Origin of the sequence: Roseovarius arcticus (genome assembly GCF_006125015.1) — a bacterium.
Taxonomy (GTDB): Bacteria; Pseudomonadota; Alphaproteobacteria; order Rhodobacterales; family Rhodobacteraceae; genus Roseovarius; species Roseovarius arcticus.
In genome coordinates this window covers 1,164,899-1,178,333 of the sequence record NZ_SZZN01000001.1, presented here as the reverse complement: position 1 = coordinate 1,178,333, position 13,435 = coordinate 1,164,899, and the positions used below count along the sequence as shown (strand labels likewise).

13 protein-coding genes and 1 pseudogene are annotated in these 13,435 nt (G+C 58.4%); 6 read left to right on the top strand and 8 right to left on the bottom strand.

Annotated elements, in window-relative coordinates; genetic code table 11:
• Nucleotide 1 precedes the first annotated feature (1 nt).
• Together MK6180000_RS05570 and MK6180000_RS05565 are read right to left on the bottom strand one after the other, a co-directional pair.
• Nucleotides 2-319 (bottom strand): (2Fe-2S)-binding protein, encoded by a 318-nt coding sequence (locus tag MK6180000_RS05570; RefSeq protein ID WP_138933836.1) that lies wholly within the window; start codon nt 317-319, stop codon nt 2-4.
• Entirely contained in the window at nt 285-1,409 is a 1,125-nt protein-coding gene (locus tag MK6180000_RS05565) for an NAD(P)/FAD-dependent oxidoreductase (protein ID WP_138933835.1), read from the bottom strand. Before MK6180000_RS05565 ends, MK6180000_RS05570 begins: the two co-directional genes overlap by 35 nt.
• Nucleotides 1,410-1,501: 92 nt before the next feature.
• Here MK6180000_RS05565 and MK6180000_RS05560 point away from each other — a divergent pair, with 92 nt between their 5' ends.
• On the top strand, nt 1,502-2,401 hold the full coding sequence (locus MK6180000_RS05560; protein WP_138933834.1) for a LysR substrate-binding domain-containing protein: 900 nt from the start codon (nt 1,502-1,504) through the stop codon (nt 2,399-2,401).
• A gap of 56 nt (nt 2,402-2,457) precedes the next feature.
• Here the strand turns inward: MK6180000_RS05560 and MK6180000_RS05555 are convergent, their stop codons facing one another.
• The 4 genes and pseudogenes from MK6180000_RS05555 to MK6180000_RS05545 form a co-directional block, all read right to left on the bottom strand.
• Complete coding sequence (locus MK6180000_RS05555) at nt 2,458-2,814, bottom strand: response regulator (RefSeq protein ID WP_171054554.1); 357 nt, start codon at nt 2,812-2,814, stop codon at nt 2,458-2,460.
• Between the two features lie 30 nt (nt 2,815-2,844).
• Complete coding sequence (locus MK6180000_RS05550; protein ID WP_342777704.1) at nt 2,845-4,746, bottom strand: PAS domain-containing sensor histidine kinase; 1,902 nt, start codon at nt 4,744-4,746, stop codon at nt 2,845-2,847.
• A 123-nt stretch (nt 4,747-4,869) separates the two neighbouring features.
• Nucleotides 4,870-4,944: pseudogene (locus tag MK6180000_RS20995) on the bottom strand (hypothetical protein); the annotation flags it as partial.
• 143 nt (nt 4,945-5,087) lie between these two features.
• Nucleotides 5,088-5,405, bottom strand: coding sequence for a bactofilin family protein (locus tag MK6180000_RS05545; RefSeq protein ID WP_138933831.1), 318 nt, complete (start codon nt 5,403-5,405; stop codon nt 5,088-5,090).
• 376 nt (nt 5,406-5,781) lie between these two features.
• On the opposite strand from MK6180000_RS05545, the gene MK6180000_RS05540 reads away from it, so the two are divergent.
• From MK6180000_RS05540 to MK6180000_RS05520, 5 genes are all read left to right on the top strand, one after another.
• On the top strand, nt 5,782-6,531 hold the full coding sequence (locus MK6180000_RS05540; RefSeq protein ID WP_138933830.1) for an ABC transporter ATP-binding protein: 750 nt from the start codon (nt 5,782-5,784) through the stop codon (nt 6,529-6,531).
• Nucleotides 6,524-7,240: an ABC transporter ATP-binding protein gene (locus MK6180000_RS05535; protein ID WP_138933829.1), complete on the top strand. Its 717-nt coding sequence runs from the start codon at nt 6,524-6,526 to the stop codon at nt 7,238-7,240. Before MK6180000_RS05540 ends, MK6180000_RS05535 begins: the two co-directional genes overlap by 8 nt.
• 43 nt (nt 7,241-7,283) lie before the next feature.
• Nucleotides 7,284-8,486, top strand: coding sequence for an ABC transporter substrate-binding protein (locus MK6180000_RS05530; protein WP_138933828.1), 1,203 nt, complete (start codon nt 7,284-7,286; stop codon nt 8,484-8,486).
• A 74-nt stretch (nt 8,487-8,560) separates the two neighbouring features.
• Complete coding sequence (locus MK6180000_RS05525; RefSeq protein WP_138933827.1) at nt 8,561-9,448, top strand: branched-chain amino acid ABC transporter permease; 888 nt, start codon at nt 8,561-8,563, stop codon at nt 9,446-9,448.
• Nucleotides 9,449-9,453: 5 nt separating this feature from the next.
• Entirely contained in the window at nt 9,454-10,425 is a 972-nt protein-coding gene (locus tag MK6180000_RS05520) for a branched-chain amino acid ABC transporter permease (RefSeq protein WP_425466823.1), read from the top strand.
• Nucleotides 10,426-10,465: 40 nt separating this feature from the next.
• On the opposite strand, the gene MK6180000_RS05515 is transcribed toward MK6180000_RS05520, so the two are convergent.
• Both MK6180000_RS05515 and MK6180000_RS05510 read right to left on the bottom strand, forming a co-directional pair.
• A complete protein-coding gene (locus tag MK6180000_RS05515) occupies nt 10,466-11,854 on the bottom strand; it encodes a M20 family metallopeptidase (protein ID WP_138933825.1) in 1,389 nt (462 codons plus the stop codon).
• Between the two features lie 3 nt (nt 11,855-11,857).
• Nucleotides 11,858-13,426: a gamma-glutamyltransferase family protein gene (locus MK6180000_RS05510; RefSeq protein ID WP_138933824.1), complete on the bottom strand. Its 1,569-nt coding sequence runs from the start codon at nt 13,424-13,426 to the stop codon at nt 11,858-11,860.
• Nucleotides 13,427-13,435: the final 9 nt, after the last annotated feature.

Below are 13,435 nucleotides of genomic sequence, written 5' to 3'. Positions count from 1 at the left end.
TTCAGGAATCGCTGCACCCGTTCAGTCTGCGCAATCCAATCTGGCGCCTGACTACCATGCCTTGGCGGACCGAGGTCATGCAAGCCTGCGTGTTGGGCACGCCGTCGACCTCGACCAGACAATCAAAGCAGACGCCCATCATGCAAAACGCGGTGCGCGTGTCGCCGCCCGCCGTTTGGCGGGTGAATGCGCCCGAATGCGCAAGCAAGGCCGCCGCAAGAGATATGCCAAGCGGGGCGGTGATGGCCGCGCCTTCATATTCGAACTCAGCGGTCGCGCCCGTGTCAGGCGGCGGTTGAAATCGCGCAACGATTGTCATCGAATGCCTCCAAATCAGGTGCTGAAGGCGTTCCTTCGATCCAATCCGCAAGGACTGAGGCGTGCAAAGAGGCCAGCGTGACGCCGCTATGGCAAGTGACGAGGTAGGCGCCCGGATAGCGGTTTGAACGGGCATAAACCGGATATCCATCGGGCGACATAACGCGCAGCGCGCCCCATGCGCGCACAACTCGTACATCAGCAAGCGACGGAAAGACGGTGACGGCATGGCGCGCCAGCCCGGCCATCACGTCCAGTGTTTCGCTGTCGTCCAGCCCGGCGTCCGCCTTGGTCCCGCCGATCTGCACGCCGCCCTCGTCCACCTGCCGGATCGTGCTGGACAGGAACGGCAGACGATCGCGCAGCTTCTCGGTTATCAGCAACTCGCCGCGCTGGGGCCTGATCTGCGCCGAAAATCCCAGATCGGCGGCGAGGGTCATGGCGCCCAAGCCGGCGCACAGGACGACCCTATCCGCGCGGGCCTTTTCACCATTCGCCAGCGCCAGATCAAATCCACCGCTCGCTACAGGCAAAATCCTTGCAACCGATGCATTCAACGTCACGTGGCCGCCAGCGGCCCCGACAGCAAGGCGCAAAGCGCGCAAGAATCGAAGCGGATTTACATGCCCGTCCCGCTGGGAATAGCTAGCCCCGACGACCCCCCTGCCGATGCCTGGAATCTGCGCCCTCAGGTCATCTCCGCTCAGCAACTCGGGGCTAAACCGATTGCCCAGATGCCGCTGTTGCTGCGCCAGCATTGATGCGAATTCGTCCATCTCAGCCGCGTCCGTGAAAAATTCAAAGCCGCCTGATTGATCTAGCGCTACGTCGATGCCCGACAGATCGGCCAGCTTGCGTGCAAATTCTGGCCATGCGGCCAGCGCGTCACTGGTCCACTTGGCATAGGGTGCAAAATTCCATCCCTTGCCCTGCCCCCAGACAAGGCCAAAATTGCCCTGAGACGCCCGCGCGTCACCATCCGCGCCGTCCAGGACATGCACGCTGCGCCCAGCAAGCAGCAGCCCAAGCGCGACGGACAGCCCAACAACGCCGCCACCGACAATCGTAATTTCAGGATCGGTTCTGGTCATCTGCTGCCTCCACAGAACAGCGTCGCAGCTTTACGTTCATATGAATAGTCGCAATATACGCGCAAGCCATTCCTCTGGGATATGTATTATTGATGCTTCATCGTCTCACCCATCGCCAGATCGAGGCCTTTCGCGCCGTTATCGAGACGGGCAAGATCACAGCAGCAGCCGAGGTACTGGGCACCACGCAGCCCTCAATCAGCAAAGTCATCGCGGATCTTGAGCGCGCGGCGGGGTTTGACCTGTTTGAGCGGCGCGGCCGGCAGGTCTTGCCGACGTCCGAGGCGCTGGCGCTTTATGAGGAGGTAGAACGCTCCTTCGTCGGGATGGCCGAGATTTCTCGCGTGATCGAGGATATCCGAGATTTTCGCAAAGGCAGCCTGCTGGTTGCCGGGATGCCCGCACTGGCGCTAAAGCTGTTGCCAGACGTCATCGCGCAATTCATCGCCGAAGAGCCGGGCATCACCGTATCCTTGCGCGCCCGAAGCTCGCAGGCGGTTTTGCGGCACCTCAGTTCGCAGCAGTTTGATCTGGGGTTTGCTGCGCTGGACAACGATCATCCCGCAGTACTGCGCAGGCCGATTTTTACAGCGCCAATGCTAGCCGTCCTGCCGATCGGCCATGCGCTGGAGCGAAAGGAGATTTTGGAACCCGCGGATTTTGACCAGCAACCGTTCATCGCGCTTGGCGCCGAAATCGGCACCCGGTCCGAGACAGACCTGTTCTTGTCCGCTGGCGGCGCGCGTCCCCGGATCGTCGCCGAAGCCCAACTCTCGGCCTCAATCTGCGAGATGGTCGCGGCTGGGTCGGGCATTTCCATCATCGAGCCTGTCACAGCGACATATTTTGCAAATGCCGGACGCGTCACCGTGCGCCCCCTGACGCCCGAGCAGCCCTTTCGCTATGATCTGCTTCTTCCTGCGCTGCGCCAGCCTTCGCGCGTTGCCGCCCGGTTTCTGGAACTGGTCAACGACCGCTTCGAGATGTTTTGAATGTGCGCAGTCAGACGTAATCCAGTCTTTGAGGATCGCGGCGTTATTATAGATATCTAGTTTTCACGAACCAAGTTTTCTCGGATGGCATTTGTAAGATCAGACATGCGAAACGGTTTGCCGATCAATACAGTGCCTTCCTTTAGAAAATCGATCTGATCACGAGTGTATCCCGAAACGACGATGTAGGGCACAGCGGCTAAATCCAACTTGTCCACTATCGCTTTGGAGCTTTGACCATTGAGATTTGCATCAATCACCGCCCCGTCGCAGACTGTCGTCTTTAGCAGGCGAAGTCCTTCATCCACGGTCCGCGCAGAGCCTACAACGTCGTAGCCAGCGTCCTGAATAGCAAACTCAATATCGGCAGCGATAAGCGGCTCGTCTTCGATTAAGATAATCCGGCTGCCCAAAATGTTTGCTCCCCAAAAGATTAGCCGAATTTACGCCTCTTTGGCCATCTCGATGCCCTGCAGTGGCGCGGTTAAAACCCAGACCAGCCCGGTTGATGCATATCGAACCTCGACTGACCCGCCAACAGAGTTTGCCGCCATTTTTTCTATCACTGTCCGCCCGAACCCTATCCTTTCAGGGTTGGAAACCGGCGGCCCACCTTTCTCAGTCCATTGTATTTGGAATGTGTTGGCGCATTCGTCAATGCCCCACGTAATCTCAACCGACCCGGCAGGGCCCGACAGGGATCCGTATTTAAGTGCGTTCGTCGACAGCTCATGCAATGCCATCCCGATGCCCTCTGCGGCTGGCGGTGATACTATAATTTCTGGCCCTTCGATCCTGACACGTTTAGTGCGCATTTCCTCGCCCAGATGATTCAGCTGAGAGCGGGCCAATTCCTTGGCACTCACGCCCCCCCAGCCGCCTTCTACGATTAGGTTCTGAGACGCTGAAAGACCAAGAAGACGCTGTGAAAAGTGGTCAACGAATTCCTCTGATGTAGAGCTCCGGGCGGTTTGACGCGCCATAGATAAAACAACCGCAAGAAGATTTTTCGAGCGATGGTTCACCTCACTCATTAAAAGGCGGACGTGTTGCTCGTATTTTTCACGCTCAGACAGATCGTAAAAGTTACAAACGACGCCAAACCGCCCGTCGGGCATTACAATGCGTTCGATCATCCAGTCGTAGGATTCGACTTCGCCTTTGTCCTGCCTGCGTTCAGTAGTTGAAGGCGAATGGTAGGGCTCACCGGTCGCGAGAGTGTGCCGGAATAACGCAACTGCCTCGGCTGCAAAATCTGCTGGCCAGATGATCTTTAACGCTGTTTCAAAATCATGACCGATCAGTGGGCGGACGTTGGCGAAAACCGGCTGTGCGCCGTCGCTCACGTGGGAAAGGCGAAAGTCTGCATCAACGGTGTAGATTCCGAACGGAGAGCGAGCCACAAGGTTCTTGAATGTGTCGTGAGACAATTCAAGAGCCTCGACCATCTTAACGCGGTCGGAAATATCAATGCCCGAAGGCACAAGGTTGATGATCTGTCCATCAGCGTTTCGCAAAGGCGCCAACTGAAAATCTATCCAGACAAGATGCCCGCCGACGACTTGGATCTGTGTGTCATACCGGACGATATCGCCATTGCGCGCCCGCGTGCAGTCATCGCGTAATTTCTGCCGTGCATCCGGCGAAAAATTCCACCAGAAACAATCCCAGAACTTTTTTCCAATGACATCTTTGGCCTCTAGCCCGGCGGCCTCCAAAGGTGCCCTGTTGGCCTCAACAAGCGTCCCATCGAGTTCTAATATCCCTACAAAAGCAAAGAGATTGTCGAGCACGCTACGCAGCTTCTGTTCCGCTTTGCGTTTGTGCGTGACGTCGCGATGAACATTCGAAATGCCAACGATTTCACCCACTTCAGACCGTATCGGTGCGGCGGTTATCGCAATCGTTCGCAGTCCGCCGGATTTGGTCTGACGTACGGCGTCAAAGTATTTCAATTCGCTCGTTATAATCTCGGAAATATAGGTCTTAACCCGCGTTGGCCAATTGGGCGGATATAGGATCTCCATTGATTGGCCAATAACTTCATCGCGCTCATATCCGTAAAGAACCGTGGCAGCGGCGTTCCAATTAGTGATCCGGCCTTCCAGATCAAAAGAAATGACGGCATCCGGCATCGTCGTGACAATAGCGGCAAGGTTCTGCGCGTTCTGCTCTGCGTAGTTCGCTTCAACTTGCGCAAGCTTTCTGGAGGTTACGTTTCGGTGGGCGACCAAAGCGAGCCGTTGGCCCAAAATGTCAAAGGGGCGCGCAATTACTTCAAACCATCGCCTTTCGGTTGCAGAGTGACATGGATATTCCGCTAAAAACTCTTTTCCATTTGTCAAAACACCAGAGATGCCCCGCTCGATGGGCGTGGCGAGGGTGTCTCCTTCGATCGAGCTTTTGTGACAGACGTCGAGATAGTTCGCGCCAAGGTAGTCCGACACCCGGTCGCCGCCATTGGCCCCACTAAACTGCCGCCAAGTTTTGTTCACGCCAATAATCGTTCCGTCCCGCGCAACAATCGCGACACCATCTTGCATGGCATCGATAAAGGGTTGCAGCGCAGACATTTCGGTAGAAGCGGTAAGCGACATCGTGACTGGTTCACTTTGCGGAAATTGACCAAGGAAGGTGAGTTTAAGAGCTTACGAGGCCTATGCGATATTATTCAACATAATATCCTCTATTGCCCTCCGGTGATTTCGACCTTGCCTACGACCTTCGCGCCACTTTCGGTGGTCATCGTTTTGGCTACGACGTCGGCTTGCACAATGGACGTGGATACGATTTTCAGATCGTCGCATTTCAGGCTGCCTTTGACCTTGCCCTCTATATATATCTTTTTCGCAGACAAGGCGCCCTCGACTGAGCCACTCGAATGGATCGTGATTTCTTCGGCAGCGACGTCGCCAACCACGCTTCCTTTTACTTCGACGCTTCCTTCGGTTGAGCTTATGTTGCCTTCAACCTTCAGGTCTTCTTCGATTATTGAGCTTGCCATTTTGAGTTCCCCTCACCTCGATATTGGAAACACTAGAATGCATTGAATCGTTTTAACACCTCCAGCATAGGCGAAGATTGGCCACACTGTGAATTTAGGCCAATTGTCTAGCACGCGACGCCGCATCGCGCACCCAGCAAAAGCAGTCTTGAATAGGTCGTCGCAAAATGTTCTCGTTCGAAATCGTCACTGAGCGCACTGAGCTTTCAACACGCAGTGGCGATCAAGGTCTGCGTATGCCGACCGCGTAAACCTACCGTAGGCGCCGTAATAGTGTTTACATTCTACAGCCAAACGTTACGAATCTTCGTAACAACAATGCTCGGACACGCGCTCAACGTGTGCAGTTCGGCAAAAAAGATGACATGGGGATGGGATGGCAATCGCGCTTGCAGCCAAGGGATTGACGAAAGAGTTCAAGGGCTTCGTTGCCGTGAACAACGTCGATCTATCGATCGAAAAAGGAACCATTCACGCGCTGATCGGCCCGAATGGCGCCGGCAAGACGACCTGTTTCAACCTGTTGACCAAGTTTCTGCAACCGACCCGTGGAACGATCATCTACGAAGGCCGCGACATCACACGTCTGAAGCCTGCGGAAATTGCACGGTTGGGCATGGTACGGTCATTTCAGATCTCGGCGATCTTTCCGGATCTGAGCGTTTTGCAGAACGTTCGGGTCGCATTGCAGCGGGCGCGCGGCGAAAGCTATGACTTCTGGCGGTCCGAAAAGGTACTGACGAAATTTGACGATCAGGCCCGTAGCTACATTGACGAGGTCGGACTGACCGAATTCACCTATGAGCGCGCCGCCGCCCTGCCCTATGGGCGCAAGCGCGCGCTTGAGATTGCCACAACGCTGGCGCTCAGTCCGGACATGTTGCTGCTCGACGAGCCTATGGCGGGCATGGGCCGGGAAGACGTTGATCGTATTTCCGACCTGATCCGGCGCATTGCCGAAAACCGAACCGTGCTGATGGTTGAGCATAACCTGTCGGTGGTTGCAGATCTGTCCGACCGCATCACGGTGCTGGCGCGCGGCGAGATCCTGGCCGAAGGCACCTACGCCGAGATTTCAAAAGCCCCGGAAGTGATCGAAGCCTACATCGGAGCCAGCCATGAGTGACGCGGCAAATGTACTTTTGAAAGTCAGCGGCCTGCAGGGCTGGTATGGCGAAAGCCATGTTTTGCACGGTATCGACTTTGAGGTGCGGCGCGGCGAAGTTGTCACCCTGCTGGGCCGTAACGGCGCGGGCAAGACCACAACGCTGTTGGCGATCATGGGAATTTTGAGCAAGCGCTCCGGGTCGGTGACCTTTGAAGGGACTGAACTGATCGGGATGCAACCGCGCCAGATCGCCCGGCTTGGCATCGCGCTTTGCCCTGAGGAACGCGGCATCTTTTCGTCGCTCAGTGTGGAGGAAAACCTGATGCTGCCGCCGCGCATCGCGGATGGCGGCCTTACCGTGGAACGGATCTATGATCTCTTTCCCAATTTGAGCGAACGGCGCACCAGCAGCCAAGGCACCAAATTGTCGGGGGGCGAACAGCAGATGCTGGCAATCGCACGCATTTTGCGCACCGGAGCCAAATTTTTGCTGCTGGACGAGCCTACCGAAGGTCTGGCCCCGGTCATTGTCCAACAGATCGGGCATACTATCGCAGCTCTCAAGGAAGAGGGATTCACCATCGTCCTCGTGGAGCAGAATTTCCGTTTTGCCGCGTCGGTCGCTGACCGGCATTACGTTGTGGATCAAGGCAAGGTCGTGGACATGATCCCGAACGACCAGTCGGATGAGAACACCCAGAAACTTCACGATTATCTGGGCGTCTAGAGCTATAAAGGGCGCATCTGCGCTACAACCAAGGAGGAAAGACATGTTCAGGAAACTTGCTATCAGTTCAGCGGCGCTTGCCGCGATGACGGGCGCACCCGCGCTTGCCCAGGATATCGCAGTGAAGCTTGGCGTGCTCAACGACCGCTCGGGCGTCTATGCAGACCTGTCGGGCGAAGGCTCGGTAGTGGCTGCGCGCATGGCAGTTGAGGATTTCAAAGCCGCGGACAAGGGCATGAGCGTCGAAATTATCTCTGCCGACCACCAGAACAAGCCTGACATCGGCTCGAACATCGCGCGCCAGTGGTATGATGTGGATGGCGTGAACGCCATTCTCGACGTGCCAACCTCGTCCGTCGCGCTGGCCGTCAGTGACATCACCACTGAGAAAAACGGTGTGCTGATCGACTCAGGCGCCGGCTCCACTTCGTTGACCCGCGAGCAGTGCCGCCCGACGACAGTTCACTGGACCTATGACACGGCCGCTCTGGCCACCGGTACCGGCGCCGCGATGACAAATGCAGGCGGCAAAAAGTGGTTCTTCCTGACAGCGGACTATGCGTTTGGTCATTCGCTGGAGGAAAACACGGCACGTGTGGTCGAGGAAAATGGCGGCGAAGTGGTCGGCCAAGTCAATGTGCCCTTCCCGGCGACCGATTTCTCGTCCTTTTTGCTACAGGCACAAGGCAGCGGCGCTGATGTAATCGGTCTGGCGAATGCCGGCGGCGACACCGTCAACGCGATCAAGCAAGCGTCGGAATTTGGCATCACGCAGGCGGGTCAGAAGCTGGCTGCGCTGCTGTTCTTTGTCACCGACGTGCATGCCTTGGGCGCGCAGACCGCACAGGGCCTGTCGCTGACCGAAGCGTTCTATTGGGACCAAAACGACGATACGCGCGCATGGTCCAAGCGTTTTATGGATGCGCACGGCTCGCAGCCGACCATGGTGCAGGCGGGCGTCTATTCCGGCACTATGGCCTATCTGGCCGCAGTCGAAGCCGTCGGCAGTGCCGATGATGGCAAGGCCGTGGTGGCGAAGATGAAAGAGATGGAATTCCAAGATCCGCTCTTTGGTACGGTCACAGTGCGCGGCGATGGCCGTGCGATCCACGACATGTACCTCTTTGAAGTCAAATCGCCCGACGAGTCGACTGGCGAATGGGACCTCTACAACCAGATCTCCTCGATCAGCGGCGAAGACGCGTTCTTGCCGATGCTGGAAGAGTGTGACTTTACCAAGCAGTAATCACTGCTAACGCCCGCCCGGCCGTTCTGGCCGGGCGGATCTACCTTGACCCCACCGACGAACGAGACCGCATCATGTTTGAACTTCTGGGAATACCGCCGCAGGTTCTGCTAGGCCAGCTATTGCTGGGCCTGATCAACGGGTCGTTCTATGCGGTGCTGTCGCTTGGGCTGGCGGTAATCTTTGGCCTGCTCAACATCATCAATTTCGCCCACGGCGCGCTTTACATGGCTGGTGCCTTTGTCGCGTGGATGCTGCTGGCATACCTCGGCATCGGCTACTGGCCGGCGCTTATTCTGGCGCCTTTGATCGTGGGGGTTTTTGGCATCGTGCTTGAGCGGACAATGCTGTCGCGGCTCTACCATCTCGATCATCTGTACGGGCTATTGCTGACCTTTGGGCTCGCGTTGATCATTCAGGGCCTGTTTCGCAACTATTACGGGATTTCGGGGCTGCCGTATCAGATCCCTGACTTGCTTTCTGGTGGACACAATCTTGGCTTCATGTTCCTTCCGAACTACCGCGCGTGGGTCGTTGCCGCCTCAGTTGTTGTGTGCTTCGGCACGTGGTTCATGATCGAAAAGACCCGCTTGGGCGCCTATCTGCGTGCTGCCACGGAAAATCCCGTGCTGGTCGGCGCCTTTGGGGTGAACGTGCCGCTGATGATCATGCTGACCTACGGGTTCGGCGTCGCGCTGGCCGGATTTGCCGGCGTACTGGCCGCACCGATCTATTCAGTAAACCCCACCATGGGCGAGCAATTGATCATCGTCGTCTTTGCCGTGGTTGTGATCGGCGGGATGGGATCAATCATGGGGGCGATCCTGACGGGTTATATGCTGGGTATCGTCGAGGGACTGACCCGCGTGTTTTATCCAGAAGGATCGGCCGTTGTTATCTTTGTGATCATGGCAATCGTCCTGATGATCAAACCTGAGGGACTATTCGGGAGGCCCGTATAATGGCTATGGCTGACAAAAAAACTGATACTGACCCGATGGCGCAGACCGAGAGCATGCCGATGCTCCACAGGGTCATCTTTGCCGTTCTGCTGATCGCGCTGATCATTCTGCCATTCTACGTCTACCCGATCTTTGCGATGAAGGTGATGTGTTTTGCCCTCTTCGCGGCCGCCTTTAACCTGCTCTTGGGCTTTGGCGGGCTGCTATCGTTCGGACATGCCGCCTACTTTGGCGGGGCAAGTTACATCGCCGCACATGCCGCCAAGGTCTGGGGCCTTACGCCCGAGTTGTCGGTGCTCTGCGGCGCCGCGGCTGCCGGGGTGCTGGGCTTTGTGATCGGATCGCTGGCCATCCGTAGACAGGGGATCTATTTTGCCATGGTCACGCTGGCCTTTGCGCAAATGGTTTATTTCGTGGCCCTGCAGGCGGACTTTACCGGCGGCGAGGACGGCATTCAGAGCGTTCCGCGCGGTGATCTGTTTGGATTGATCCCGCTTGCGGACAATATCGCACTCTATTTCTTTGTTCTCGCCGTCACGTTCTGTGGCATCTTGCTGCTATACCGGATTGTGCATTCACCCTTTGGTCAGGTTCTCAAAGCGATCCGCGAGAATGAGCCGCGCGCCATTTCATTGGGATACGACGTTAATCGGTACAAGTTGATCGTGTTCACCCTGTCGGCCACCATGGCAGGTGTCGCCGGGGCTACCAAAGCGCAGGTGTTTCAACTCGCATCGCTTACGGATGTTCATTGGTCGATGTCGGGCGAGGTCGTGTTGATGACACTGCTGGGCGGCATGGGGACGATATTCGGGCCGCTCGTCGGCGCGGGCATCATCGTCACAATGCAGAACTATCTGGCAACCTTTGGGGCTTGGGTCACGGTCATTCAGGGCGTCATCTTTGTTCTCGGGGTTCTGATGTTTCGCGAGGGGATTGTGGGCGTTCTGGCGCGTTGGCTGAAAAGACCGCTCTGACCTGTCGCATGACGCCCCCGGATCAGCCAGCTTGCCTGAGCTACGCGCTTGGCGTTCCACCTGCACCGACATCCCAGAACAGCCCCGCCATCACCCGCAGCGCGTCACGGCTGAGGGATTTCAGAACATGCTCGTTCGGCGCATGCTGCGAGCATCCGCGATAGGAATGTGGCACCCACACGGTTGGCATGCCTAGAATGTCAGCAAAGCAGTCATTCGGCAGCGATCCAGCCAAATTGGGCAAAACATGCGGTGCCCTACCCGCACTTTTCTCAATCGATTTCGTGACGAAGAGAACCCAAGGATGCTTTGGGTCAAGCCGCGTCGCGGCAAAGAAGCCACGATCATGCGCAACGATCTTGACCGCGTCGAACCCGTGTGCGTCCAGATGCCGGCGCAGCGCAGGGATGATATCCTCAGGGTCGGTGCCCACAACATAGCGAAGCTGGCAGGTGGCGCGCGCCGAGGCGGAAATGGCATTGACCGGCGCGTCGGGGACACCGCTGGTCATCGCGAGGACGGCAAAACTGTTCCAGCCATAAACACGCTCGGCCGGGGTCTGGCTTTCCTCGCCCCAATCCAGGTCGACCTCTGGGCCGTCGCCACCAGTAACAGGCAAACCATCGAGCGCTGCGCGCACATCGTCCGTCAGGCTATCGGGGCGCCATTCGGCAATCTGGATCTGCCCGCGCCGGTCGGTGATCGTCGCGAGTGCATGGGCCAGAATGATCGCAGGATCGGCCAGAAGGCCGCCCCAATTGCCGGAATGATGCGCACCCTCGCGCAGGTTCAATTCCAGATCAAAGGTCACGCCGCCGCGCGATCCCATGAATATCGTCGGCACTTCGGGCTGCAGGCGGGGGCCGTCCGAGGCGATCAGCACGTCGGCCGTCAGCCGGTCTTTGTGGCTGCGGAATACATCGGCCAGACCGCCCGATCCGACCTCTTCGCTCATCTCCAGCACGATGCGGGTGTTAAATCCAAGGTTGCCACGCACTGCCAGCACCGCCTCAAGCGCGGCGATATTGATCAGATGCTGGCCCTTGTTGTCGGCCGTGCCGCGCCCATAAAGGCGGTCGCCCTCTTCAATCAGTTCAAACGGCGCCAGCCCTTCGCGCCACATACCCTCTTGCGCGCGGATCACGTCGCCATGGCCGTATGTCAGGATCGTGGGCAGGCCATCGCCCTCGCGCCGCTCACCGATCAGAAGCGGGCCGCCGCTGGGATCGGGGTTTGTGATAATCTCGGTCTCGAACCCCATCTTTTTCAGACGAGGCTGCATCGCTTCGACCAGATAGCGCATCAGTTCGGGTGCGGCATCGGGGTTCTGGCTCTCGCTAGGGTATGAGACAAGCGTGGCCAGTTCGCTCTGAAATGTGCCGTTGTCAAAATAGGCGGCGACGGTGTCGATTGCGGTCTCGCGGCTCATAGCTCAGTCCTTTGTCTCTAGCGCGGCGTCGCCCCAGGGCGACATGATCTCGGTGCAGCCGGTGTTGGCGTCGCCGTCGCGCATCACCCCCGCGGGGCAAGCGAAGGCGTAGGGAAACACCGTGCGCGGGGCAGTGACCACATCGCGGCCTTTGCGCAATCGGTCCAGTACCTCTTTGCTGTGCGCCTCGTCGGCGACCACCTTTGGGCCGCCGGAAACGTCGATGCGCGGGTGATGAAACGCGGCCTCGATGTCCATCCCAAAATCGGCGACAAAGGACGCCATCTGCGTCATGGCCGACACGATTTTGCGCCCCCCCGACGCGCCGAAGGCAAAGCGGCGGCTGCCAACCTCGCCGATGATCGGGCAGACATTCATCAGGCACCGCTTGCCGGGCGCCAGCGAGTTGGGACGCCCCTGCACCGGGTCGAACCACATGATGCCGTTGTTCATCAGAAATCCTGTCGAGGGCGACACGACCCGGCTGCCAAAGATCGACAGCAGCGTCTGCGTTTGGCTGACCATGTTGCCATCGCGGTCCACGACCGAGAAATGCGTGGTGCATCCGGGCGCGTGCGGGCTTTCGCCTGTGTCGCCCATTTTGCCCAGCCGCGCGGCGTAGGCCGTGTCGAGCGCGTCGGCGTATGCGGCGAATGCCTCAGGCTTGGCGCTGAGGTCGCGCGCCTCCAGCTCGCTCATTGCGTGGGCGAGTGTTGGCCCCGCGGTCAGCCCATCCATCACATGGAAAAGCGCGTCGCGGTAGGACACGCTTAGTGGCGCCTGCATTTCGGCGCGGTATGCGCGCAAGTCATCATGGGCCAGATAGCCGCCCTTGTCCTGCACGTCGCGGGCCATCGCGGCGCCCAGATCCCCGTCATACAGCGCACGCGCCCCGCCCCGCGCTATGATGTCGAGGCTATCGGCCATGCGGCTTTGATCCAGCCGTTTTTCGGCCAGCGCGGTCCAGCCTGAGATAGTCGGCCACTGGCCGTCCTCCAGAAACAGCGCGGCGGCGTCGGCATCCTCGGCCAGTGCGCGCGTGGTCGAGGCGATGACAAGTGCGGCATACCAATCGACCAACATTCCTTCGCGCGCGTGGGCAATCGCCGGGGCCAGCAAATCGGCCCATGGCATGCGTCCGAACTGCGCGTGGACCTGCCCCAGACCGTCGACGACGCCCGGCACGGCGATCGCCTTGGCCCCCTGCACGTTGACATCGCCGGTGACCTGCTCCCACGGGAAAAGGTCACTGGCTATCCCTGCCCCCGACAGAGGAAAGTCCTCGACCCGCAGAGAGGCCGGCGAACGCATTCCGTGGTTTACAGCAATCGCCTTTTCCTCGCCCGCGCGCCACAGCATCATTGCACCGCCGCCTGCTGGGCCGCTCATCCACGGCTCCAGCACGCCGACGACGAAGGATGTAGCGACCGCAGCGTCCACCGCATCGCCCCCGGCGCGTAGCACCTCCGCGCCCGCCTCAGCGGCAAGGCGGTGCTGGGATGCGACGACGCCCCCTTTCGTCTCGATAACGGTCTTGCGGGTTTGCATTGTGCGCGACAGGGACGAGGTCATGGGCGGCTT